Annotated in this window: 23 protein-coding genes; 14 read left to right on the top strand and 9 right to left on the bottom strand. The window is 61.4% G+C overall.

What is annotated here, in order from left to right:
- Positions 1-190: 190 nt before the first annotated feature.
- Complete coding sequence (locus ACQRCA_RS06405) at positions 191-1,963, bottom strand: hypothetical protein (protein ID WP_427719578.1); 1,773 nt, start codon at positions 1,961-1,963, stop codon at positions 191-193.
- A gap of 233 nt (positions 1,964-2,196) precedes the next feature.
- Here ACQRCA_RS06405 and tgt point away from each other — a divergent pair, with 233 nt between their 5' ends.
- Positions 2,197-3,336 (top strand): tRNA guanosine(34) transglycosylase Tgt, encoded by a 1,140-nt coding sequence (gene tgt / locus ACQRCA_RS06400; protein ID WP_427719576.1) that lies wholly within the window; start codon positions 2,197-2,199, stop codon positions 3,334-3,336.
- A gap of 233 nt (positions 3,337-3,569) precedes the next feature.
- Complete coding sequence (locus tag ACQRCA_RS06395) at positions 3,570-4,328, top strand: TIGR00730 family Rossman fold protein (protein ID WP_427719574.1); 759 nt, start codon at positions 3,570-3,572, stop codon at positions 4,326-4,328.
- Between the two features lie 187 nt (positions 4,329-4,515).
- Here ACQRCA_RS06395 and ACQRCA_RS06390 read toward each other — a convergent pair whose 3' ends face one another.
- On the bottom strand, positions 4,516-4,674 hold the full coding sequence (locus tag ACQRCA_RS06390; protein ID WP_427719572.1) for a DegV family protein: 159 nt from the start codon (positions 4,672-4,674) through the stop codon (positions 4,516-4,518).
- Between the two features lie 156 nt (positions 4,675-4,830).
- Here ACQRCA_RS06390 and ACQRCA_RS06385 point away from each other — a divergent pair, with 156 nt between their 5' ends.
- The 8 genes from ACQRCA_RS06385 to ACQRCA_RS06350 all read left to right on the top strand — a co-directional run bounded on the left by ACQRCA_RS06385 (position 4,831) and on the right by ACQRCA_RS06350 (position 13,867).
- Positions 4,831-5,493 (top strand): HAD hydrolase-like protein, encoded by a 663-nt coding sequence (locus ACQRCA_RS06385; protein WP_427719570.1) that lies wholly within the window; start codon positions 4,831-4,833, stop codon positions 5,491-5,493.
- A gap of 54 nt (positions 5,494-5,547) precedes the next feature.
- Positions 5,548-6,984, top strand: a complete 1,437-nt coding sequence (locus ACQRCA_RS06380; protein ID WP_427719569.1) for a M20 family metallopeptidase — start codon at positions 5,548-5,550, stop codon at positions 6,982-6,984.
- 292 nt (positions 6,985-7,276) lie between these two features.
- On the top strand, positions 7,277-8,212 hold the full coding sequence (locus ACQRCA_RS06375) for a phosphate ABC transporter substrate-binding protein (protein ID WP_154515770.1): 936 nt from the start codon (positions 7,277-7,279) through the stop codon (positions 8,210-8,212).
- A gap of 24 nt (positions 8,213-8,236) precedes the next feature.
- Positions 8,237-9,145 (top strand): phosphate ABC transporter permease subunit PstC, encoded by a 909-nt coding sequence (gene pstC / locus ACQRCA_RS06370; RefSeq protein ID WP_427719566.1) that lies wholly within the window; start codon positions 8,237-8,239, stop codon positions 9,143-9,145.
- Entirely contained in the window at positions 9,138-10,064 is a 927-nt protein-coding gene (gene pstA, locus ACQRCA_RS06365; protein ID WP_427719564.1) for a phosphate ABC transporter permease PstA, read from the top strand. The genes pstC and pstA overlap by 8 nt, the downstream gene beginning before the upstream one ends.
- Positions 10,061-10,933 (top strand): phosphate ABC transporter ATP-binding protein PstB, encoded by an 873-nt coding sequence (gene pstB / locus ACQRCA_RS06360; protein ID WP_427719562.1) that lies wholly within the window; start codon positions 10,061-10,063, stop codon positions 10,931-10,933. Before pstA ends, pstB begins: the two co-directional genes overlap by 4 nt.
- A gap of 297 nt (positions 10,934-11,230) precedes the next feature.
- Positions 11,231-13,090, top strand: a complete 1,860-nt coding sequence (locus tag ACQRCA_RS06355) for an ABC-F family ATP-binding cassette domain-containing protein (protein WP_427719561.1) — start codon at positions 11,231-11,233, stop codon at positions 13,088-13,090.
- 6 nt (positions 13,091-13,096) lie between these two features.
- Positions 13,097-13,867 (top strand): Cof-type HAD-IIB family hydrolase, encoded by a 771-nt coding sequence (locus tag ACQRCA_RS06350; RefSeq protein WP_427719560.1) that lies wholly within the window; start codon positions 13,097-13,099, stop codon positions 13,865-13,867.
- A gap of 98 nt (positions 13,868-13,965) precedes the next feature.
- On the opposite strand, the gene ACQRCA_RS06345 is transcribed toward ACQRCA_RS06350, so the two are convergent.
- From ACQRCA_RS06345 to ACQRCA_RS06325, 5 genes are all read right to left on the bottom strand, one after another.
- Positions 13,966-15,918 (bottom strand): heavy metal translocating P-type ATPase, encoded by a 1,953-nt coding sequence (locus tag ACQRCA_RS06345; RefSeq protein WP_427719559.1) that lies wholly within the window; start codon positions 15,916-15,918, stop codon positions 13,966-13,968.
- A gap of 99 nt (positions 15,919-16,017) precedes the next feature.
- Positions 16,018-16,236 (bottom strand): cation transporter, encoded by a 219-nt coding sequence (locus ACQRCA_RS06340; protein ID WP_117583778.1) that lies wholly within the window; start codon positions 16,234-16,236, stop codon positions 16,018-16,020.
- A gap of 63 nt (positions 16,237-16,299) precedes the next feature.
- On the bottom strand, positions 16,300-16,668 hold the full coding sequence (locus tag ACQRCA_RS06335) for an ArsR/SmtB family transcription factor (RefSeq protein WP_117794534.1): 369 nt from the start codon (positions 16,666-16,668) through the stop codon (positions 16,300-16,302).
- A gap of 411 nt (positions 16,669-17,079) precedes the next feature.
- Positions 17,080-18,270, bottom strand: a complete 1,191-nt coding sequence (locus tag ACQRCA_RS06330; RefSeq protein WP_427719558.1) for a hypothetical protein — start codon at positions 18,268-18,270, stop codon at positions 17,080-17,082.
- A 438-nt stretch (positions 18,271-18,708) separates the two neighbouring features.
- Positions 18,709-19,677, bottom strand: a complete 969-nt coding sequence (locus ACQRCA_RS06325; protein ID WP_427719557.1) for a 3'-5' exonuclease — start codon at positions 19,675-19,677, stop codon at positions 18,709-18,711.
- A gap of 171 nt (positions 19,678-19,848) precedes the next feature.
- Here ACQRCA_RS06325 and ACQRCA_RS06320 point away from each other — a divergent pair, with 171 nt between their 5' ends.
- Positions 19,849-20,931 carry a putative manganese transporter gene (locus tag ACQRCA_RS06320; protein ID WP_427719556.1) on the top strand — a complete coding sequence of 361 codons (1,083 nt, stop codon included), beginning with the start codon at positions 19,849-19,851 and terminating at the stop codon, positions 20,929-20,931.
- A 132-nt stretch (positions 20,932-21,063) separates the two neighbouring features.
- Here the strand turns inward: ACQRCA_RS06320 and ACQRCA_RS06315 are convergent, their stop codons facing one another.
- Together ACQRCA_RS06315 and ACQRCA_RS06310 are read right to left on the bottom strand one after the other, a co-directional pair.
- Entirely contained in the window at positions 21,064-21,546 is a 483-nt protein-coding gene (locus tag ACQRCA_RS06315; RefSeq protein WP_154515742.1) for a YaiI/YqxD family protein, read from the bottom strand.
- A complete protein-coding gene (locus tag ACQRCA_RS06310) occupies positions 21,547-22,149 on the bottom strand; it encodes an HdeD family acid-resistance protein (protein WP_118099399.1) in 603 nt (200 codons plus the stop codon).
- A 235-nt stretch (positions 22,150-22,384) separates the two neighbouring features.
- On the opposite strand from ACQRCA_RS06310, the gene ACQRCA_RS06305 reads away from it, so the two are divergent.
- From ACQRCA_RS06305 to ACQRCA_RS06295, 3 genes are all read left to right on the top strand, one after another.
- Positions 22,385-23,056, top strand: coding sequence for a nitroreductase family protein (locus tag ACQRCA_RS06305; protein ID WP_427719555.1), 672 nt, complete (start codon positions 22,385-22,387; stop codon positions 23,054-23,056).
- Positions 23,057-23,136: 80 nt separating this feature from the next.
- Entirely contained in the window at positions 23,137-23,679 is a 543-nt protein-coding gene (locus ACQRCA_RS06300; protein WP_427719554.1) for a histidine phosphatase family protein, read from the top strand.
- A 17-nt stretch (positions 23,680-23,696) separates the two neighbouring features.
- The gene (locus ACQRCA_RS06295) at positions 23,697-24,332 is read left to right on the top strand and encodes a histidine phosphatase family protein (protein ID WP_427719553.1); all 636 of its coding nucleotides are present in this window, start codon (positions 23,697-23,699) and stop codon (positions 24,330-24,332) included.
- Positions 24,333-24,456 lie beyond the last annotated feature (124 nt).

Below are 24,456 nucleotides of genomic sequence, written 5' to 3'. Positions count from 1 at the left end.
ACTTCGCCAAAACATTGGCGTTGCCGTGGTTCAACCTGCCAAAAAGGGACAGGTTTATTTTGGCAGGTTTTATCTGGGCAAACGTTGTTGGTGCAATGGAGACTGCTTTATATGCACCAAGTTGGTGCAAAGTAGCCTGGCCCCTTTGCACCAATCAAAACGTTGCGGTGAGTGTTTTTTGGCAGCTGGTTTACTTGCTCGCGAACAGCCAGATCAGGACGATCACGAGGATTACGGTGACAATGCAGACGATTGCGCCGGTGAATTTGACGCGTGAGTCGCGGGTGCGCTCGCGCACGTCGTTCTCGGCGGCTTCGAGCTGAGCCACTTCGCGCTCGGTTTCGGCACGCTCGTCCTTATCGCGAGCCAGGGAGCCCGCGAGCGATTCGGTGATCTCGGGATGGTTGTGCACCTCGGTCGCCTGCTCGATGATCGACTGCGCATGCGCGACGTCCGCCTGGGCATTGGCGATAGCCTGCTCTTGCTCTTGACGCGCTTTGTCCTCGGTGACGATCTTCTCGCGTAATTCGCGCTGGCGCGTTGCAGCGGCCGCCTTTGCGGTCTGCAGCTCGTCGCGCGCGGCATCGGCCTCGGCCGTCACGGCCTGATGGGCGCGCTTGGCGTCGGCGATGGGGGCTTGCGCCTGCTCGACGGCGTGCTCGGCGGCTGCGAGCGAGTGCTCAAGATCGGCGGTGATGCGCGGGACATCTTCCTCGGCTTTACGAAGGGCATCAGCCGTGTCGGAGATCTGCATCGAAAGCTCGCTGGTGCGCACCGTATAGTTGGCGGGATTTGCCGAGGGATTGCGCTGCAGCTCGGCATACTCACGGCGCAACGTTTCGAGTTGAGCGCGCGTGGCGTCGACGGTTTGCTGCGCTGCGGCAACGCCGGCGTCGCGCTCGGCCTGTACCTTGTCGCGGATGCGCTTGGAGTCCTCGAGACGTCGTACGAGGCGGTTACCGGTCTCGCGCGAGCTGGCTTCGCGCGCCTCTACGGCATCGAGTGCGGCTTTGAGACGCCGCTCGGTGGCGTCGTCCTCTTCTTTTATTTGTTCGAGCTGCGCTTTGAGCTCTGTTGTCTTGGCGGCATGGGTATCGCGGCCGATTTCTGCCGCCGCAGCGGTCTTTTGAGCCGTGGCGATTGCCTGGCGCTGCTCGGCGACGATTTGGTCGTAGCGGCCTGCGATATCCTGGCGCGTCTCGAGCTCCTCGCCTTGATCGGCGATGCGCTGATCAAGTTCGGCCAGGTGGGCACGAGCATCCGCGAGCGCCTTCTTTGCGGCGTTCATCTCGCGCATGGCAGAGGCGCCCTGGGCGATAAAAGTGCCTACGGCGTTTGCTGTATTTGAGACGGCGGTTCCCAGATCGCGGCTGGCTGCAGGGGCGTGTGGAGCGGTCGGGTGACCGGCGTCGGCCGTACCCGCATCGGGCGCCTGCGACGTGGCGATATTGCCGGTGCCACCCTCGATCACGGAAAAGCCGGCAGTGTGCGGGTCAACTGCATCTGCGCCAATTGTAGGGTGCTCGAGCTGTAAGAACGAAGGTACGGTGCTGCCTTGGTCGGCAACGGGGGTCTCGCCAGGCACGAAGGTCGATGCGGCCTCGGCGGCCTTCTCTTCTTCGGCGTCCACATCGGCGTCAGCCACGGCGTCTTTCATCGCTTTGACGGCATCCATCATGGAGTCCATGACGGCATCGAGCTCTTCTTCCGAAGATATCTCGATGGGGCCTGCCGCCTGTGACGCGGGGTCCGCGTCGGGCTCGGTGTCGTTCGACTCCAGTTGCTCGCCTTCGTCATGCTCGACAGTATCGCCTGTGTCTGTTGCCTTATCCGCAGCGGCGTGCGCATCTTCGGCGGATGCATCGACGGAAGCGGCGACGCAGGTAGGAGTGCTGCAGTCGTCGGCGACGTCTGCGGAATCATCAATATGCTGCTGAGTCTGGGGGTCCAGCTCGTCTGTCATAGGCATGTGCTCCTCATCGTTGTTTGTCACCCTATGATAAAGTTTCGCTCCGGCATCCCGCGCGCCGCAGCAAAGTTTCAAAACGTGTTCGATGGCTCGCTTGGATAGCAAAAATTTGGCCGCTCTATTCAGTTTGCGCTTGACATTCCCTTCTCCGAAAGACGTTATGCTGTTCACCTGCCGCGGTCTTTATAATGGTTTGCGTATGAACCGCAACCAAGGAGTTCCAGTTTATGGACCAGAGCCTATTTAAATTCGACCTGATCGCCGAGGATCCGACGACGCATGCGCGTGCCGGCGTGCTGCACACCCCGCACGGCGACATCGAGACGCCGATCTTTATGCCCGTGGGCACCAAGGCAAACGTCAAGGGCATCCCTACCGAGACCGTCAAGCAGCTCGGCGCCCAGATCGTGCTCGCCAATACCTATCATCTGTCCATGCGCCCCGGCGAGGATACCATCGCCGAGTTGGGTGGCCTGCACAAGTTTATGAACTGGCATGGCCCCATCCTCACTGATTCCGGCGGTTTCCAGGTGTTCAGCCACAACGACGCCGTCAAGCTCACCGACGAGGGCGTGCGCTTTATCGTCAACGACTACGACGGCCGCCACGTGTTTTGGACGCCCGAGGACAACATGGAAATCGCCATGAAGCTCGGCTCCGACATCTGCATGCAGCTCGACCAGTGCCCGGGCTATCCCGCCACGCGCGCCTACGTTGAGCGCGCCGTTGAGCTGTCGAGCATGTGGGCCGAGCGCTGCTATAAAGCTCATACCCGCGACGACCAGGCGCTCTTTGGCATCGTTCAGGGTGGCATGCATCTGGACCTGCGCCTGCGTTCGCTGCGCCATCTGGAGGAGTGCGGTGACTTCCCCGGTTACGGCATTGGCGGCTACTCGGTGGGCGAGGACCACGAGACCATGTTTGAGACGCTGGCACCGCTCGCGAGCGAGTACATGCCCAAAAATAAGCCGCGCTACCTGATGGGCGTCGGCAACCCGACGACGCTCGTGCGTGGTGTAGGCGTGGGCATCGACATGTTCGACTGCGTGCTGCCGACGCGCACCGGCCGCATGGGGACGGCGTTCTCGAGCGAGGGTCGCCTTAACTTCCGCAATGCCCGCTTTGCGCACGACGACGGCCCCATCGATCCCACCTGCACCTGCCCGGTGTGCACGGGCGGCTACAGCCGTGCGCTCATTCGCCACATGGTCACGCAGAAGGAGATGCTCGGCGGCATTTTGCTTTCGATGCACAACATCTACTACCTGCTCAACCTTATGCAGCGTGCCCGCCAGGCCATTATCGAGGGCCGTTACGGTGCGTTCGTGAGCGACTGGATGAACAGCCCCGCGGCAGTGGATTACTAAGAGCTGCGGGTGCGCTTGCGGGGGCGCTCGCGCGGTGTCGAGGCTACGTGCCAATCGACCGTGCGTAATCGGCGCCGGGCATCGCATGCGTCGGCATCGCTTGCACGACCTCTGACCGATGCCTTGCAAGCGTTTGATGCATCGTGGGTACCATACCGAATGGTTGATGTTCGGGCGGGTGTTTGACGCATGGCGTCGACCCCGCCCGTTTCTATTTTCGATAGGAGTATCCCATGATTAAGAATGAGAACGTCGAGGGCGAGCCGGCCTACGACGAGACGTACCGACGCGGCCCCGTGGTTATGCGCGGCCCTATGATTCCTAAGGACAACACCTACGCCAACCTGCTGGCGCCCGAGGACTCGACTGACTGGTTGCACGCCGACCCGTGGCGTGTGCTGCGCATTCAGGCCGAGTTTGTCGATGGCTTCGGCGCGCTTGCCGAGCTCGGGCCCGCGGTGACCATCTTCGGCAGTGCCCGCACGCCCAAGACCGATCCGCTCTACAAGGCGGCGCGCACGGTCGGCCGCAAGATCGCGCAGCGCGGCGTGGCGGTTATCACCGGCGGTGGTCCTGGCATTATGGAGGCGGCCAACAGGGGAGCGGCGAGCGCCAACGGCAAGTCGGTCGGCTTGGGTATTGAGCTTCCACACGAGCATGGGCTCAACAAATACGTGAACCTCGGCATGGACTTCCGTTACTTCTTTGTGCGCAAGACCATGTTTGTCAAATACAGCTCGGGCGCCATCGTGTTTCCCGGTGGCTTTGGTACGCTCGACGAGATGTTTGAGGTGCTCACGCTGGTGCAGACGCACAAGGTCAAGCGCATGCCGCTTGTTTTGGTGGGCAGCGAATACTGGCAGGGCTTGTTCGACTGGCTCAACGGCCCGGTGATGGATGCCGGCATGATCAGCCCACTCGATCCAGACCTCGTCCACATCACCGATGACCTCAACGAGGCCGTCGACATCGCCCTGAGCGGGCTGATGTAGGGTAGGTAAAATGGGACGGGGCTAAAAAGACTGGTCTGAAACGTTTGATATCAGTCTTTTTGGCCCCGTCCCAAATGAACTGCTTCTGAGTTGCGGTGGAATAGGGATTGGTTGGCGACGATGCGCTTGGCGCCACGACCCTTTTTGATCGCCTTGATCTTGCCCGATTTCCACTCCGGCGAAACGGTCAGGCGAATATTGAGCATCTGCGTGAGCTGGCCTGCACCTGGTCGAGCAGGTCTTCACCTTCGATAATCACATGAAGCGGAATCACGTAAATGCCGAGCTCTTGGGCGCGGGCGGGGGAGATGTCCGACGTGGAGTCGGTTATGATGGCAAAAGACATAATTGCACCTTTCGTTGGGGCGCGACGGCGCCGCCTTCTGAGAGCAAAGTGCGACAAGTATAGTAGAGTCGCTCTACATTGCTAGGTTCAATTGTTGAATAGTCAACAGTTTGAAGTGTCGGTGTGGAAATCTTCAACTGGGGAAGAGGGATGTCGATGGAGGCACTGGAGATATGCAAGCGGCCGGTCGTGCTGTTTGATTTTGACGGCACGGTGGCCGATACGGGCCGGGCGGTGATGACCTCGACGCGTAAAGCGCTGGCTGCGCGCGGGTTTTCTGAGGCGCAGATGGGTGACCTGCGCCGCATGATCGGGCCTCCGTTGTGGAAGAGCTTCCACGACTTTTACGGCTTCTCGCGCGAGGAGTCGCTTGTGGTGGCCGACGAGTACCGTGCCTTTTTTGATGAGCTGGGACCGGAAGAGTACCCCGTGTTCGATGGAATTCCCGAACTGCTCGATGGCCTGGCCGCCCAGGGGCATCACTTGGCCGTGGCGACGTCGCGCATGGAGGCAAAGTGCATCGACATGGTGGGCGAGCTGGGGCTTTCGCAGTTTGAGGCGGTGGTCGGTATGAATCCGCCGCAGGGGCGCGAGACCAAGGCCGATTCGGTTCGCGATGCCCTGGCGGCGCTCGGCGCGACGGCGGACGATGCCGTGATGATCGGCGATCGCTTTAACGATGTGGAGGGCGCGCACGCAATGGGCGTGCCGTGCATTGGCATCTATTCGGGCGCGGCGGTGCCGGGCGAGCACGAGGCGGCGGGTGCCGATGCGGTGGTGCACTCGGTGGCCGAGCTTGCTAAACTTTTTGCCATCTAATGACGTTATGCGAGGGGCGGGTGTGGCCGTCGCTCATTGGTAAGGAGGTCGTCCATGAATCAGGTGGAGCAGAGCGTTACCGAGTATGTCGACGAGATCTGGGAAGATGTCGTTGCCGATATCGAGCAGCTGGTGAGCTATCCGTCTGTGGCCGTTGCTGCCCATGCGGAGCCCGGTGCGCCGTTTGGCCGCCCGGTCCGTGATGCGCTCGATTGTGCGCTCGGCATTGCGCAAAAGCTCGGCTACCAGACGAGCGACGACGAGGGCTATGTGGGCATCGCCGACATTCCCGGCCGCGGCGATAAGCAGCTTGCGACCATCTGCCATGTGGATGTGGTGCCCGCCGGTCCCGGTTGGAACACCGACCCGTTTGCGATGGAGCGCCGCGAGGGCTGGCTGCTCGGTCGTGGCGTGATCGACGACAAGGGCCCGGCCGTGTTGTCGCTCTACGCCGGTGCCTACCTGATCAAGCACGGCATTGTGCCGCGCTATACCTTCCGCGCGCTGCTGGGCTGCGATGAGGAAGTGGGCATGTCCGACGTTCACCATTATCTGGAGAACCACGCAGACCCCGACTTTTTGTTTACGCCCGATGCCGAGTTCCCGGTCTGCAATGCCGAGAAGGGCCAGTTTGGGGCGACGTTTGTGAGCTCCAAGATTGACGGCGGGCGCATCGTATCGTGGAGCGGTGCCGAGGCGAGCAACGCCATTCCGTCGCAGTCTATCTGCGAGCTCGCGATTGCCGCCGATGAGCTGCCGGCGCCCGTTGAGAACGCCGACCGCCTGGAGATCACGGCGCTCGATAACGGGCATGCGCAGATTTTCGCCCACGGTATTGGCGGTCACGCTTCGATGCCCGAGGGAACGATCAATGCCGTCGGCCTCATCGTGGCGTATCTGCGCGAGGCCGAGGACGCGTTTGGTGCACGCGACGAGCGCCTGCTGACGCCCGCCGAGCACGAGTTTGTCAAGTTTCTGACCTTTGTACATGCGGATGCCTATGGCCACGGCCTGGGTATCGACGCGACGAGCCCGGCGTTTGGTCCGCTCACGTGCAACCCCGGTGTTATCCGTGTGATGGATGGCCATATTGAGCAGGTCATCGATGTACGTTTCCCCGACAGCACGAGCGCCGATACCATCTGCGAGCAGCTCGAGCCGCTCGTGGGCCGCTTTGGCGTGACGTGCCGTGTGGGTCGTGCAAAGGTGCCGTTCTCGGTGTCCGCCGACGATCCGGCCGTGAAGGCGCTTATTGATACCTATAACGAGTTTACGGGCAAGCATGCCGAGCCCTTTGCCATGGGCGGCGGCACGTACGCGCGCAACTTTGCCCGCGCCGTGTCGTTTGGCCCCGAGGAAACCGGCCTGGAGCTGCCCGCATGGGGCGGCCAGATGCACGGCCCCAACGAGTGCGCCAACGAGGAACAGCTCAAGCAGGCGCTCAAGATCTACATCGTGGCGATTTTGCGCTTGAATGAATTAGAGCTTTAAGGTTACGCGGTTTCCTAATCTAAGTTGCGATGGAATAGTTCCTAGAATGGGCCATTTGATGGCCAAGCAGGAACTATTTCACCGCAACTTTGTTTTTATTGGTGTAAAGGCGGGCCATGCTTGGGGGCGGGTTTGTTATTCGTTTGTAAAGCCGAGTCGCGCTCGCGGTAAGGGTCTATCAAATGCCCGTAAGAATCCGCAGTTGGCGCGGGCACCGCCCGATCGAGGCCGTATCTTTCCAAACAGCAAAGCGGGCAGGGTGCCCGCGAGTCGCATGTATGAAAGGAAGATCATGCTCGATCAGGCTTATTCTCGTCGTCAGTTCCTCGGCCTCGCTGGTGGTCTTGCGAGCTTCGTGGGCCTCGGCCTCGTTGGTTGCGGCGGCGCAGGCGCTTCCAACGCCGCCGACAAGGGCAGCGCCGCTGCCGAGTCCGTCTCCGGCGAGGTGACCTACGACGGCGCCTCCTCGTTCCAGGCTCTCGTCGAGGCCGCTGCCGAGAAGTTCATGGACGCCAACCCGGACGTCTCCGTCTCTGGCTCGGGCAACGGTTCGGGCAAGGGCCTGACCGCCGTTGCCGCCGGTACCGTCACCATCGGTAACTCCGACGTCTTCGCCGAGACCAAGCTCGAGGCCGACCAGGTCAAGAACCTCGTCGACCACGAGGTCGCCGTCGTGGGCATGGGTCCCGTCGTCTCCAAGAACGTGAAGGTCGACGACTTGTCCCTCGAGCAGCTCAAGGGCATCTTCTCCGGCCAGATCACCAACTGGAAGGAGGTCGGCGGCGACGACGCCACCATCGTCGTTCTCAACCGCAAGGCCGGCTCTGGCACCCGCGCCACCTTCGAGGCCGCCGTCTTTGGTGACGAGGCCGTCGACTTTAAGGGCGACGCCGAGCTCGACAAGTCCGGCGACGTCCAGACTCAGATGGCCAGCACCGACAACGCCATCTCCTACCTCGACTTCTCGCACTTCGACGACTCCAAGTTCAACGCCATCAAGGTCGAGGGCGTGGAGCCCAAGAGCGCAAACGTCACCGACGACTCCTTTAAGATCTGGGCGACCGAGCACATGTACTGCGCAAAGGACGCCGACGATGCCACCAAAGCCTTCTTGGAGTTCATGCTTTCCGACGACGTCCAGGGCAAGCTCGTCGAGGAGCAGGGCTTTATCCCCGTCTCTGCCATGAAGGTTGTCAAGGACGCCAGCGGCAAGGTCTCCGCTAAATAAGTAATCGCCCCGGAAAGGTTTGCAATGGCAAAACAGCTGCCAAAGCGCGACCTTGAGAACGTGGGCCTGGGCGTCACGGGCGCGTGCGTAGCGCTCGTGACGCTTGTCGTTGCCGCGCTCATCTTTATGGTCGCCCAAAAGGGCCTCTCGGCTTTTCTCAAGGACGGCGTTTCGGTCGTCGAGTTCTTTACCGGCACCAAGTGGGACCTGGCCAACACGGCCGAAAACGGCCTGCCCTATACCGGCGCCCTGCCCCTGATCGTCACCTCGTTTGCGGTCATGGTGCTCTCCACGCTTATCGCGCTGCCCATCGCCATCGGCTCTGCCATCTTTGCGGTCGAGATTAGCCCTAAGTTTGGCTCCAAGGTGTTTCAGCCGCTTATTGAGCTTTTGACCGGCATTCCCTCGGTCGTCTTTGGCCTGGTCGGCTTTCACGTGGTCGTCGGTCTTATGAAGAGCGTTTTCCACGTGAGCACGGGCCTGGGCATCTTGCCCGGCGCCATCGTGCTGGCCGTCATGATCTTGCCGACGATGACCACCCTTTCGGTCGATGGCCTGCGTGCCGTGCCCGATAGCTACCGTCAGGGTTCGCTCGCGCTGGGCTACACCCGCTGGCAGACCATCTGGCACGTGGTGCTCAAATCCGCCATGCCGTCGCTCATGACCGCGGTCATCCTTGGCATGACCCGCGCCTTTGGCGAGACGCTTGCCGTGCGCATGGTTATCGGCGGCATCGAGGCCATGCCGACGTCGCTGCTGTCGCCGGCGTCCACCATCACCACCACGCTCACCACGTCTATGGCGGTCTATGCCGAGGGCTCGGCCCAAGACGACGTCCTGTGGGCGCTCGGTCTGCTGCTGATGGGCATGAGCCTCATCTTTATCCTGATCATCCACCTTATCGGCCGCAAGGGGGCGAAGGCTCGTGGCTAGCACGCGCATTCATATCGACGAGGCGAGACTCGGGCGCGTCCAAAAGCAGGACCGCATCGCCACGGGCGTGCTGACGGCAATCGTCGCCATCGTCATGCTCATCGTCGTCTCCATGGTGGCCTATATTCTGTTCGAGGGCATCTCGACGCTGTTCCAGCCGGGATTTCTCACGCAGCCCGCGCGCGCCAACGGAACCCAGGGCGGCGTGCTCTACCAGCTGTTCGACTCGTTCTATCTGCTGTTGATCACCCTAGGTATCTCGGTGCCCATCAGCTTGGGCGGCGCGGTCTTCCTGGTTGAGTACGCGCCGGACGGCCCCATCCGCGACATCGCCTCCACCGCCATCGAGACGCTGTCCTCGCTGCCTTCCATCGTCGTCGGCATGTTCGGCTTTCTGGTGTTCTCGGTGCAGCTGGGCTGGAAGTACTCCATCATCTCCGGCGCCGTCGCGCTCACCATGTTCAACATCCCCATCCTGGTGCGCGTGATTCAACAGGCGCTCGAGGACGTGCCGCAGGCCCAGCGCGATGCGTGCCTGGCTATGGGCCTCACCCGCTGGGAGGCCACGCTGCACATCCTGATCCCCGAGGCCATGCCCGCCATCGTGACCGGTATCGTGCTTTCGGCCGGCCGTGTGTTTGGCGAGGCCGCAGCACTGCTCTTTACCTCGGGCATGAGCTCGCCGGTGCGTCTGAACTTCTTGAGCTTTAACCTGTCGAGCCCCACCTGTGCCTGGAACGTGTTCCGCCCCGGTGAGTCGCTCGCCGTGCACATCTATAAGATCTATGGCGAGGGCAGCCCCGAGGCACAGCAGATTGTTTGGGGCACCGCGGCACTGCTGATGATCTGCGTGCTGCTGTTTAACGTAGTCGCCCGTATCGTGGGCAAGCAACTGGCAAGGAGGATGACGGCCGAATGAGCGAGATAAATGCAACGCCCGCAACCGAAGCGGCCGCGTCCGAGACCCAGGACTTTTTGTCGAGCGTGGGGGAGAGCGAGAAGCGCGTGCGCGTAAGCGGCAAAGCCGTGAGCGACGAGGTCGTGCTTTCCACCAAGGATGTCAACGTGTACTATGGCGACCACCATGCGCTGCACGATACGTCGCTCGATTTTCACAAGGGCGAGATCACGGCGCTCATCGGGCCTTCGGGCTGCGGTAAGTCGACCTTTTTGCGCAGCCTCAACCTTATGAATCGCGAGATTCGCGGTTGCCGTGTGGAGGGCGAGATCAACTACCGCGGGCGCAACGTGAACACCAAGACCGAGAACACCTACGAGCTGCGTCGCTCCATTGGCATGGTGTTTCAGCAGCCCAACCCTTTCCGCAAGTCCATTCGTGACAACATCACGTTTGCGCCCAAACGCCACGGCATTACTGACCGCGACGAGCTCGATCGCATGGTCGAGGAAAGCCTGCGCGGCGCGGCGCTGTGGGACGAGGTCAAGGACAAGCTCGACAAGAGCGCCTACGCGCTTTCGGGCGGCCAGCAGCAACGCCTGTGCATTGCGCGCACGCTGGCGCTCAATCCCGATGTGATTCTGTTTGACGAGCCCTGCTCGGCGCTCGACCCCATCTCGACGCTGGCAATCGAGGACCTGATGTCATCGATTGTTGCCGACCGCGCCATCGTCATCGTGACGCACAACATGGAGCAGGCGTCGCGCGTGTCCAACCGCACGGCGTTTTTCTACATGGGCGATATGGTCGAGTACGACGAGACCGACGAGATTTTCCAACGGCCCAAGGATAAGCGGCTGAATGATTACCTCACCGGCATGTTCTCCTAGTCCGGGACATGCTTGAGGCCCGCGGCGGCCATGGTTGCCGCGGGACTGATTGGAGAGGCGGGTCATCTCTTGCGGGAGATGGCCCGCCTTTTTGTGTCGCGTGCGGCCGTTGACCTACCAAAAAGGGACAGGTTTATTTTGGCAGGTTTAACGTTTTACCACGGAGTGCCCTTGGACTGCTCTGACGTTTGCCCAGATAAAACCTGCCAAAATAAACCTGTCCCTTTTTGGTAGGTTTTGGGGTGGGGCTCGCTGCTATCATGGACAACGTTGAATTTCTACGAAGGAGCAGGGCATATGGCGATTCTTTTGGGATGCGATTCCGTCAGCCTAGAGTTTCCCACCAAGCATATTTTCGATAGCGTGACGCTCGGCGTGGGCGAGGGCGACCGTATTGGTATCGTCGGCAAAAACGGCGACGGCAAGTCGACGCTGTTGAGTGTGCTCGCCGGCACACTGGAGCCCGACGACGGCCGCGTGACGCACCGCCGCGACACCACGATTGGTTTGCTCGGCCAAAAGGACAACCTGGTCGATACCGACACCGTGCATCATGCCGTCGTCGGCGACACGCCCGAGTACGAATGGGCCTCGAGCCCGCGTACGCGCCAGATCCTGGCCGGCCTTATTAGCGATGTGCCCTGGGAGGGCACGGTGGGCGAGCTTTCGGGCGGTCAGCGCCGCCGCGTGGACCTCGCGCGCCTGCTGATCGGCGACTACGATGTGCTCATGCTCGACGAGCCCACCAACCACCTGGACATGCGCACCATCAACTGGCTCGCGCGCCACTTAAAGGCCCGCTGGCAGCGCGGCCAGGGCGCCATGCTCGTGGTCACGCACGACCGTTGGTTCTTGGACGAGGTCTGCACCAGCATGTGGGAGGTCCACGACGGCCAGGTCGACCCCTTCGAGGGCGGCTACTCCGCGTATATCCTTCAGCGCGTAGAGCGCGACCGCATGGCCGCCGTTACCGAGGAGCGCCGTCGCAACATGGCGCGCAAGGAGCTCGCGTGGCTGAGCCGCGGCGCACAGGCGCGCTCCACCAAGCCCAAGTTTCGTGTGGAGGCCGCTCGCGAGCTCATCGCCGACGTACCGCCCGTGCGCGACGAGCTGGAGCTCAAGCGCCTGGCGGTGAGTCGCCTGGGCAAGCAGGTTATCGACGTGGTCGACGTGGACGCCGGCTATGCCGATACCGACGGCGCGCCCAAGCAAGTGCTCTCCGACGTGACCTGGCTCATTGGTGCGGGCGACCGCTATGGTCTTTTGGGCGAGAACGGCGCCGGCAAGTCCACACTGCTCGATGTGATTCAGGGCAAGATCGCGCCCCTGCGCGGCCGCGTGAAGATTGGCCAGACGGTGCGCTTTGGCGTGCTGTCGCAGCAGCTCGAGGAGCTCGAGCCCTACATGGGCGACACGATCCGCGAGGTGCTCAGCAACTACAAGAAGTACTACGTTATCGATGGCAAGGAGACCTCGCCCGAGAAGCTCTGCGAGCGTCTGGGCTTTACGACGCAGCAGCTCTGGAGCCGTATCGGCGATCTTTCGGGCGGACAGCGCCGTCGCCTGTCGCTGCTGCTGACGATCCTGGACGAGCCCAATGTGCTCATCCTGGACGAGCCCGGCAACGACCTGGATACCGACATGCTGGCGATTGTCGAGGACCTGCTCGATGGTTGGCCCGGCACGTTGATTCTGGTAACGCATGACCGCTTTTTGATGGAGCGCGTGACCGACCAGCAGTGGGCGCTGCTCGACGGCCACCTGACGCACATGCCCGGCGGCGTCGACCAGTACCTGCGCCTGTGCAATGCCACCGCCGAGGGCGAGCCCGTGGGTGCGCCGAGCGCCAAGACCGGCACGTTCGACACCGGTGCCGCGGCAGCTGCGGCCGAAAAGCCCAAGGCGAGCGGTCAGCCCAATGGCCTTTCCAACGCCGAGCGCCAGAAGCTCCGCCGCGAGGTGAGCTCGCTCGAGCGCAAGATGGAGACGCAGCGCGCTCGCGTGGAGGAGGCCGAGGCCGCGATGGCTCAGGTCGACCCCACCAACTACACGGCGCTGGGCGAGCAGCAGGCAAAGATCGACGAGGCTCACGCCGCTATGGATGAGCTGGAGATGGCGTGGCTCGAGGCGAGCGAGAAGCTCGAGGGCGAGGAGTAGACGAGGATGATCAAAGCCGCGTTTTTCGATATCGACGGCACGCTACTGAGCTTTAAGACGCACCGGATTCCGGCGTCGGCGCAGCAAGTGCTCGACAGCTTTCACGAGCAGGGGATTGCGTGCGTGATCGCCACGGGCCGCCCGACCTACCAGATGCCCGATTGGCTGTTCGATCTTGGTTGGGATGCGTATATTACGCTTTCGGGCCAGCACTGCTTTGATGCCGAGGGCGTCTACCGCAGCTGTCCGATTGATCCGGAGGACGTTGCGGTGATTGTGGACCAGGTGGCCGAGGGGCGCTACGACTCGCTGTGCATGCAGGGCGAGAACTCGTTTGTGAACCGCCTGTCCGAGCGCGTGGTGACGGCCGGTAACAACGCGGGAATCGACTACCACGAGGAGCCGTTTGAGCACGCTTTTGACGCGCCGGTTTACCAGTTTTGCGCCTTTGTGGATCCTGCCGACGAGCATATAGTGACCGACGCCGTGTCGCATTCGCTCACCACGCGCTGGTGCGACCTGTTCTGCGACATTATTCCGGCCAACGGCGGCAAGGACCTGGGCGTGGCGGCGACGCTGGAGCGCCTGGGCATCGACGCGAGCGAGGCGATTGCCTTTGGCGATGGCGAGAACGACCTGTCGATGTTTGCCGCCGTGGGCACGAGCGTGGCCATGGGCAACGCGCAAGACACGGTAAAGGCTGCGGCGAGCTACGTGACGACCGCCGTGGACGACGACGGAATTTACAACGCCGCAAAGCACTTTGGGCTGCTATAGCTGCGGCTCGGCACTTGGGGACGCTCCTTTTCTGCCGGCAGTTGGGGACGCCCCTTGCGCGTTGTGTGCCGCGTCGCCCGGCCGGACAGCCACGCATGCTACAGGTTCTTGACACCCATCGCGCGCATGGCGTTCAGGATGGCGATGATCGCCACGCCCACGTCGCCAAAGACGGCGAGCCACATGTTGGCGATGCCGAGCGCCGCGAGTACCAGAATCAGCATCTTAATACCCAGTGCAAAGATGATGTTCTGCCAAACAATCGTCATGGTCTTGCGAGCCACGCGGATCGCGCGGGAAATGTTGGACGGCTTGTCGTCCATCAGCACAACGTCCGCTGCCTCGATTGCGGCGTCGGAGCCCATGGCGCCCATGGCAATGCCCACATCGGCACGGGTGAGCACGGGCGCATCGTTGATACCGTCGCCCACAAAGGCGAGCTTGCCCTTGCCCGATTCGGTTGCCAGCAATGCCTCGACGCGCTCGACCTTGTCACCTGGCAGAAGCTGCGCGTGGAACTCATCGACTCCCAGCTGATTGGCCACGGCGGCGGCCACTTCCTCGCGGTCTCCCGTGAGCATGACGGTGCGCTTGACGCCGGCGGCGTGCAGCTCGCGAATCGTTTGCTCGGCATCGGCTTTGACGGTGTCGGCAATTACGATGTGACCGGCATAGACGTCATCGACCAGCACATGGAGGATAGTGCCGACGACCTCACAGTCCGGTGTTTCAACGCCGGACGCGGCGAGCATCTTGGCGTTGCCGACGACGACGTGCTTGCCGTCGATGTTCGCCGTCACGCCATGGCCCGCTTCGTTGGTGGAGTCGCATACACGCTTGGGGTCGAGTTGGCCCTGGAAGGCGGCGCGCACCGACTGCGCGATGGGGTGGTCGGAGAACGACTCGGCGAGGGCTGCGACTTCAAGCAGCGATTGCTCGGTATAGCCGTCCTCGGGGTGCACCGCGACGACCGAGAACGTGCCGTTGGTGAGCGTGCCGGTTTTGTCGAAGACGACGGTATCCACATCGGCGAGCGCCTCGAGGTAGTTGGAGCCTTTGATGAGAACTCCCAGCTTGGACGCGCCGCCGATGCCGCCAAAGAAGCTCAGCGGCACGCTAATTACGAGTGCGCAGGGGCAGCTGACGACGAGGAAGGTCAGGCCGCGCAGGATCCAATCGGACCAGGCGCCGGTCACCAGGCCGCCGCCGAGCGCGAGCACCGCTGCCGCGCCGGTGACGGCGGGCGTGTAGACGCGGGCGAACCGTGTGATGAAGTTTTCGGTGCGTGCTTTCTTTTCGCTGGCATTCTCCACGAGCTCCAGGACGCGCGCGACGGTGGACTCGCCAAAGGGTTTGGTGGTGCGTACGCGGATAAGGCCCGTCATGTTGATGCAGCCGCTGATGATATCGTCGCCGGTCTTGGCGGTACGGGGGACCGACTCGCCGGTGAGGGCGGCGGTGTCGAGCTGGGTTACGCCCTCGACGATAACGCCGTCGATGGGCACGCGCTCGCCGGGCTTGATGACAATGACAGTGCCGACGGCGATGTCATCGGGATAGACCTGCTCGAGCGTGCCGTCAGCCTGCTCAACGTTGGCGTAATCGGGCGCGATGTCCATCATGGCGCTGATCGATTTGCGGCTCTTGCCCACGGCGTATGCCTGGAACAGCTCGCCGACCTGGTAGAACAGCATAACGGCGGCGCCTTCGGCCATGTGCGGGTCGGTATCGGGGAAGAGCACCGTGGCAAACGCGCCGATGGTCGCGACGGCCATGAGAAAGCTCTCGTCGAACGCCTTGCCGCGGCGGATGTTGCTGAATGCCTTTTGGAGCACGTCGTAGCCGGCAATCAAAAACGGCACGAGGAACAGCACAAAGCTGGCGTAGATGTTGCCTGGGGTGCCGAATGCGGCGGTGAGGGCGCCGAGCTCATCGAGGGCGTACACCACGACAAAAATACCCAGCGCTACCAGGATGCGGTTGCGTTTATGCTCGAGTGACTCTTTTTTCTTGCGCTTCTTCTTTTTCTTCTTGGGGTCGGCGGTGGCCATGACTCGTATCCTCCCATTTGAATGTATGAACACCTGCTCATATAACATCGCGACAAAGGCCGCGACAAGCGCGGCCTTGCGTATCAGCGTATGCGCAGGCTAGAGAATGATCTCGCAGTCCGGCTCGGCGTCGGCGGTGAACTCCACGACGCGATCAAGGACCTCGTCGAACTCAGCGTCGTCGGCCTCAAGCGTCAGCTTCTGAGTCATAAAGTTGACCGATACGGACTTGACTCCCTCGAGCTTGGCGAGTTCGTCCTGAAGCTCACGCGCGCAGTTGGCGCAGTCGATCTCGTCGAGCTTGAACTGCTTTTTCATGATGGGTTCCTTTCCCTGTATTTGCGGCTTGGGTGCAGACCGCGCTGGTACCGTGGTTGGTCGCTATTCGCAGATGTGGCTCATGCCTTGGTTGAGCATGGTGTAGACATGATCGTCGGCGAGCGAGTAGAGGATATTGCGCCCGTCGCGCCGGAATTTAACCAGGTGCGACTGTTTGAGCGTGCGCAGCTGGTGCGACACCGCGGACTGCGAGGTCGCAGTCGCCTCGGCGATGTCGGCCACGCAGAGTTCGCGGCCCATGAGAGCGTAGAGGATCTTGATACGCGTGGTGTCGCTGAAAACCTTGAACAAGTCGGCAAGGTCGTACAGCAGCTCCTCGTCGGGAAGGTCCTCGGGCGAGCAAGTGGTGGGGATGTCGGGCACGATGGTGGTGTCGATATCGGTCCTTATTTCATCGGCGTGTTCGCTCATTGCAATATCCTTTCATATGAACATGTGCTCATATAACTTACTTCCGAGTATATGAGCGCATGTTCATATGTCAATATAATTTGCGAAATTTTTTGCTGTCGATTGGCCCCGGAGGCGGCTAAGGGCATTGGTTGGTGCTGATAAGGCCGCCGATGCCAACGTGGGTACCCTAGCGACGTGCAAAAACGGGAGTTTTCAGCATCGACGAGGGGTTATTTATTGCATGATACGGCGTCGTTTGCCGCCACAGGGCTTTACTGGAGTGCAAATGGCAATAGATATTCCCCAGCTGTTGCCTAACTTACATCGAAAACAGCGGCTTCGGTGTAAAATGGGGCAATTCGGCCGCCCTCGGATGCTCGGCTCTGCTGAAAACTCCCGTTTTTGCACGTCGCCGGGGTACCCACCCTGTCAGTCCGCCTCAGTTCTGGCCCCGTACACCCTGCCTTCGGGTGTGGAGGTGCTTGTTTGGGCGAACTCCGGGCAATCCAGCTCGATGACTTGCATGTCGTCGATGGCCGGGACATTGTTGATCGTCGGGTCGTCCAGCGAGATGCCCTCGAGCACTGCGCGCTCGAGCTCAAGTGCATTACCCTGCGCTGCGTCTTGACGGAGGAACTCCTCAATACGCTTCTTTTCCTCGATAAATCTCCTGAGCACAAATTGTCGCAGCTCTTCTTGCTTGATTGCGAAATCTTTGGGCAGGCGCGATGGGCGAATGCCCTCCTTTCGCTGGATTGCCTCCATAACCCTGGCGAAGGCGCTGGCGTGCATAAAGGAATAGCGACTGACGGTAATGATTCCGTAGCCCATGGACGCCAGCGCGTTCTTGCGCTCTTCGTCAATGGCGCGGTCTTCTTCGGCATCGTGCTGAAATCCGTTGTATTCGATGTCGGTTCGGGACCGCTTGAGATATGCATCCATATAGAACTTTTCGCGCCGCGTGAGATTCTTTGCAGCAGCTGTGACCTTTACTTCGTAGTCGGTCTCGATCTCGCTAATGCCAAGACCGCCCTCGCGCCTGGGTAGCGTGAGCATCATGACAAACGCCGTTTCCATCGGCGATCGGCATCCGTCCCGCACGCATTGGATGGCTTTTCGGGCAAGTTCGAGGCCCTTGCAGTCGATGAGGGAGTTAAAGAAATGTTTAAGGCTCGAAGTCGAGGTGAGCGCGAAGCGCTCGGTATAGGATGTCGAGGCATCGTGCCCAAGGGAATAGGCTCCACACAGTTCGAAGTAGTACTCCACAAGTTCTCGAAAGGGAAGATAGGTTGCGGCCTGAAGCGCACAGAGTTCGACGCCGACAATATAGATGTCGTCGGCAAGCTTGATAAAGCGCGAGCCCGCGAATCGCTTGGATGATACGTGGCACTTGCAGCCCGTCATGCTGCGCACGTTTGCGCGCTCGAACACCGTTGTATCGAGCGGGGCATCGTTATCCAGAGCGACGTTGTGCCTGGCGAGCCAGTCGGCGGCAGAGTCGAGCAGATCCTTGCTGGGGCGCGCCCCGTAGATCTTGGCAGGGCTGCAGGGCTCGGTGCCAATTGCGGATACCGAGTATGCGGCTTGGTAGACCGCTTTTGCCGTGTTATGTGAAAGCACGATACTCATACAGATAGCATGGCAGACCAGGCAGCGGGGTTCGCAATGAACGCCAAGGCAAAATGTCGCGGCATAACAAAAGCTGTCCAAGCGCTTGACGCCAATGATGGAGAAAGATGCTATTTGGAGCATTATCGCAGCTCGCTGGCTACGCAGACCTCCACAACTGATGCTGATCAGCATCGTTTTGATGCAAAGGCGGCGTCAACAAAAATGTGCAATTTGGCTTGAACATGCGCAGATGAAGTTCTTGGTTATGCGGCGGCTAGACATCGGGGACTGGAGGGCCGCGTTGTACGGCGCGAAAAACGGGCCGATATCCGCTTGGACATCGGCCCGTATTGCGTCGCTTGAGAGGAGCGCCTCGGCGTGTCGCTTTTGCGCGGGGCGCTATGGTCCGGCAAGTGTTGCTCGCGAATGGCGCCTCTGCTTGGCAATCTACTTGGCAAACAGGTTCTTGAGGTTGAACTCGGCCTGCACCGTCCGGAGCATGAGGTCGGTGTCGTCGAGGCCCAGGTGCTGCTCGTTGGCGTCGGGCGCGAGGGTGCCGCGACGGCGTGCCCAGTTCTCGAGTGCGGCGGGTGCGGACTCGCGGGGGAGCGAGCGCACGTCGGCGTCCAGGCTGCGGCAGATCTGGCGCGAGTCGATGACGATAATCTTGCCGGCTCGGCGCGCCTCGGCATAGCCGTCCAGATGGATCTTGAACCAGCTGTCCTCAAAGGCGGCGTTGTGCGCCATGTACGGGTATTTCTTCATGAGCTTGAGCAGCTGCTTTTGCAGCTCCTTGTTCTCGCGGAAGGGCGTTTTGCCGTCGATGTCGTCCCAGGTGATGTGATGGATATTCGACAGCGGCACATCTTCGCCGCGGTAGATATCGGGCAGGCCGCAATAGTGTGCCTCGGCGTCGTGCGGGACGGCGTCGCTGGTGAGCTCCATGATCTCCCAGCCCACGTTGATGATGTAGCCGCGCTCGGGTGCACGGCCGGTGGTCTCGATGTCGATGCCGAGCACCGTGCCCTGGATGGGCTTGCGGGCGTACGCCACGCCGAGCGCGTCGCGGTCGCCGCGGATTTCGCGCATGACGGACGCGGCGGTGCGCTTTTGCATCTTGCCGATGGCGGCGCAGGTATCGGCGTCGGACAGGCCGCGCGAAAGCGTCACGGGCGTCACGTTGCGCAGGCGCGCCTCGCCAATCTGGTCGCATAGGTCGCGGTTGCGGTCGGCCAGGTCGCGCACGGTGGCAAAGTCGAAGCCAGGGTCGCCCTCGGCGGTAAAGTACTCGGTCTCGAGCACCTTGAGGGCCTCTTCGCCTTTTTGACGCTCGGACTCCATGGCGGCGTGATCGCCATAGATGAACATGGGGATAAACGGCTGGCGCTCGTATTCGAGTGCTTGCGAAACGTTCATATACTGCTCCTTGGACGGGCCGCGTCGTGCGGCTCGGGGTCATTGAGATGTGGCGAGATGATAGTTTACCACAGGCAACTATTGGCATCACGCCTAGGACAACTACAATACCCTAGTTGACCGCTAGGACTTTTACAATGCTGCCGAAAGACACGAAAGGTTCCATCCGTCATGGATTTGCTGATTGATATTTTGCTCGACGCCGGCAAGGACACGCTCTCGCTGGTGCCGTTCTTGTTGGTGACATATCTGGCCCTCGAGACGTTAGAGCATGTGGCAGGCGATCGCGTCAACGGCGCCATCAAGCGTGCCGGCGCCGCGGGCCCCGTGGTTGGCTCGTTGCTGGGCATGGTGCCGCAGTGTGGCTTTTCGGCGATGGCGGCAACGCTGTACGCCGGTCGCGTCGTGACGTTGGGCACCCTGGTGGCGGTGTTTCTCTCGACCTCCGACGAGATGCTGCCACTGCTACTTGCCGAGCAGGTTCCCGTGCAGACTATGGCGATGCTTTTGGCTTCGAAGGCGCTGATCGCGCTGGTCACGGGCTTTATCGTGGATGCCGCCATTCGCGGCCTGCGTCGCAACGCCCGTGCTCATGCGGCGATCCGCCGTACCGTGTTGGGAACCGCTGCCAATCCGGCGCACGTTAACTGCGCGCATGACGATCACAGCGGCGGTGACATCATCGACGAGGTGGCCGAGGCGGGCGTGAGCGCCGACCACATCCATGAGCTGTGCGAGCGCGACCATTGCGGTTGTGATGAAGACGAGGACGAGCGTGACCACGGACATGGCCACGATCACGGACACGAGGGCGAGCACGAACACCACCACGGTCACTCCCACTCACACAAAGGCGCGCCTGTCCTGTCGATTATCCGCAGCGCGATCTCGCACACCGTACAGGTTTCGGTATTCATTTTTCTGGTGACGCTGATTCTGGTCGCCGTGCTCGAGACCTTTGGCGAGTCCGCGATCGAGCAGTTCCTGCGCGGCAACGAGACGCTCGCTGTCCTGGGTTCGGCGCTTGTCGGCCTCATTCCCAACTGCTCGGCGAGCGTGGTCATTACGCAGCTGTATCTGGAAGGCGCGCTGCAGCTGGCACCGATGCTCGCCGGTACACTCATTTCTGCCGGCGTGGGTTACCTGGTACTGTTCCGCACCAACCGCAGCGCCCGGGAAAACGCCGTGTTCCTGGTCATGATGTACGTCATCGGCGCCGGCTGGGGCCTTATCCTTTCCGCCTTTGGCCTCTAAGTAGATGTTTGAGGTATCCCGTAAAAACTGGGGCATGCCTCAAACATCTACCGCCATGACCGGCGTTGGATGCGCGCCAATCGCCAAAACAAAAAGGTAGATTTTTAGGCATGTCCCAAAAATCTACCTTGGTTAGCGCAGCAGGTCGGTGAGGTTGCGCTTAAAGCGGGCGCGGTCTTCGCTGGTGAAGGCTGCCGGTCCACGGGTGCGACCGCCGGCGCGGCGCACTTTCTTTTCTTCGTGACGAATAAACAGCTGCATATCGATGGTGGCTTTGTCGTACACGCGCCCGCGCACGCCGATGGCGGCGGCATCGCGACCGAGCACCATGCTCGCCAGGCCAATGTCCTGCGTCACGACCACGTCGCCCGCCTGCAGACGCTCGATAATGGCAAAGTCGGCGCTATCGGCGCCTACGCTCACGTCGAGCGTTGTGACCCAAAAGCCACGTCGCGCGTGCTCGGCATCGCGCGGGTCGTCACGGCGAATGTGCCGCTCCAGGTTTTGCGTGCTGTTGCCGGCGACAACCACGGCAACACCCGCCCGTCGCGCGCAGTCGATCGACTCACGCGTGACCGGGCAGGCGTCGGCATCAATAAACAGCGTTCGCGGCATCTAGTGCACCAGCTTGCCAAAGCGGATAGCGCGAATAACCAGCGTCACGCCAAACACCAGGAGTGCAGCGCCGGTAAAGATGACGAGCATCTTTGCCGACCACAGCGGATAGATGAACACGAACACGCCGGCGATGATGGAGAGCGCGCCGCTCAGGATGGCGAGGGCGCGGTTGGAAGAAAGCTCGGACTCCAGAATCGACATGATGCCCTCGACAATCCAGCCAAAGCCGGCCACGACCACCACAAGCGTGCTGAGCGTCGCGGTCGAAAGCGCCTGGTTGCGCAGGATCACCACGCCGCCCAAGATGATGAGCAGGTTGGCGAGGATGCTCGTGACGCGCCAGCCGGCGGGCAGCAGCGGCTCAAAAATGGCGGTGAACAGCCTGACGCCAGCCGTGATCACAAAGTAGAAGCCCAGTACGGTCGTCAAAAAGACGAGGGTCTTAGCGGGTGCAAACAGCAGCGCGATGCCGGCGATGAGCGCGATGACACCCGTGGCGGCGTAGATCCAGCGCACGGCTTTAATCGCCTTGCCTGCCATGCTTTTCTCGTCAAATCCAAACAGACTCGATTGTTGGTCGTCATTCTTAAAGATGCCCATGAGGCCTCCTTTCCGTGCGGCGTAAGCCGTGATCGTTACAACCAGTATCGCCTAAAGGCGCTGGCGTATGGGCCGGGGAGGGCGAAACGTAACCCAAAGGCCCCGATTTGTTTCCGTTGTTCCCCACGTCGCGATTTTCTATTCAACAGGTGTAGAACATTGCAGCTCTGTTCGTTATTGCCTGCGTTTTAGGTTAGATTTTCCTAAGAACAATTGGCTTTTATTGGGGGTCCCTATGAACGAAGCTGTTCCCGCGGCGCCTTCGAGCGCTGAGTCGATGGCAAAGCAGGGTTGCGAAAAGCTTGGCCTGGATGCGTTTGATGCGCTGGTTCGCCGCGCCCGCACATGCCGCCGTTTTGACGAGTCCATGCGCGTGCCGCGCGAGTTTTTGCTCGAGCTGGCAGAGCTGGCGCACCTGGCTCCCTGTGGCGCCAATGCTCAGCGCTTGCGTTTTCATGTGGTGAGCGGTGCCGAGGACTGCGCTCGCGTGTTTGACGAGCTCGCATGGGCCGGCGCGCTCAAGGACTGGCCGGGTCCTGCCGAGGGCGAGCGCCCGACCGGCTACATTGCAGTTCTTGCCGAGCGCACCGTTCCCGGCAAGCCCGCCGCGCCTATCACCGAGGTCGACACGGGCATCGCGGCTCAGACGATGATGCTCGCCGCGCGCAGCGCAACGCCCGAGGTGGCGGCTTGCATGTTCAAGGCCTTTACGCCCCGCGCGATCGATGCGATGGGGCTCGATAACGACAAGTACGAGCTCAAGCTGATCATGGCTTTTGGCGTGCCGGCCGAGACGCAGGTTATCGACGCGATCGATTCCAACCCCGACGGTTCTATTAATTACTGGCGCGACGAGGCGCAGGTGCATCACGTGCCCAAGCGTCCGCTTGCCGACGTGCTGGTGTAGTTGCGTCGTTGCGGCGCGATCCGGCGGCAAGCCACCACAAAGGTGCCTGTCCCCTTTGTGGTGGTACGAGGGGAGGGCGTGTGTCCGATCTGTATTTGGTTCGGCATGGGCAGACCGAGCTTAACGTGCAGAACATTTTGCAGGGCTGGCAAGACTCGCCGCTCACGGAGCGCGGGCGCGAGCAGGCACTGGCGACGCGCGCGGCGTTTGAGGCGCGCGGTATCTCCTTTGACCACGCGTATTCGTCTCCGTTGGGTCGGGCGCGCCACACGGCCGAGCTGATCGTTGGCGAGGATCTTCCCATAGAGCCGGTCGATGATTTGCGCGAGTGGCGCCTGGGCACGCTGGAGGGCACATCAAATCGCGATATGCCGCCGCAGCCCTGGGGCGATTATCCGGTGGCCTTTGGTGGCGAGTCGGAAGGCGAGCTTCGGGCGCGCATGGTCGCGGCGCTGTCCCGTATTATGGCCCGACCGCAGCACGATCGTGTGCTTGCGGTCTCTCATGGCTCTGCCTGCCAGGAGTTTCTTAGATACGTGACCGGCGGGGGAGAGCAGCCCGACAACGGTGCCGTGCTTCATTTTGGCTATTGCGACGGGGCGTTTTCGCTCCTTGATTGGTAACGAACGAAAGGACCCCTATGAACAAAGATCTGTATCTGGTCCGTCATGGACAGACAATATTCAACCTTAAACGCATTATTCAGGGATGGAGCGATTCGCCGCTCACGCAGTTGGGCTGCGAGCAGGCGGCGCGTGCCGGTATGTTCTTGCGTGCGCGTGGCGTTGAGCCCGATCACGCCTACACCTCGACGCTGCACCGCACCGAGCAGACTATCGCCAACCTGTGGCCGGGCCTTGCCTACGAGCGTCTGGATGGCCTGCGCGAGTGGTTCTTTGGCGACTTCGAGGCCGAGCGCGTGATGCTGATGCCCGAGCGTCCGTGGCGTGACTTTTATCGTCAGTTTGGCGGTGAGGGTCAGATGCAGGTACGTGAGCGCATGGTGACGACGTTGACCGATCTTATGCGACGCCCGGACCATTCGTGCGTGCTCGCGGTGAGCCATGCCTCGGCCATCAAGGAGTTTTTGGACCACTCTAGGGGAGCGGCGGCCGACGAGCGCGAGCGCGTGCCGGGCAACTGCTCGGTTCTGCATTTTGCGTTTGACGATGCAACCGATACGTTTGAACTGGTCGAAGTCTTTACGCAGGAGGATTACGCGCGTGAGCTGGGGCTAGAGCCGCTCGTGGCGGCAGCGGGCCCGCAGCGTGGGTAGCGCGGGCGCGGCGATTCGGATCGCCGACATAATTGCTCGATGCGAAGGGGGCGGAGGTGCATGCGCATGTATCCCCGCCCCTTGCTTGTTGAGCTGCCGAGTCTTTGTGCTGGGCGTTTAGGCC

It is taken from the genome of Collinsella sp. SGI.095, assembly GCF_050314535.1.
Taxonomy (GTDB): Bacteria; Actinomycetota; Coriobacteriia; order Coriobacteriales; family Coriobacteriaceae; genus Collinsella.
Note: the sequence above shows the minus strand (reverse complement) of the source record. Positions and strands in the feature narration are given on the sequence as shown.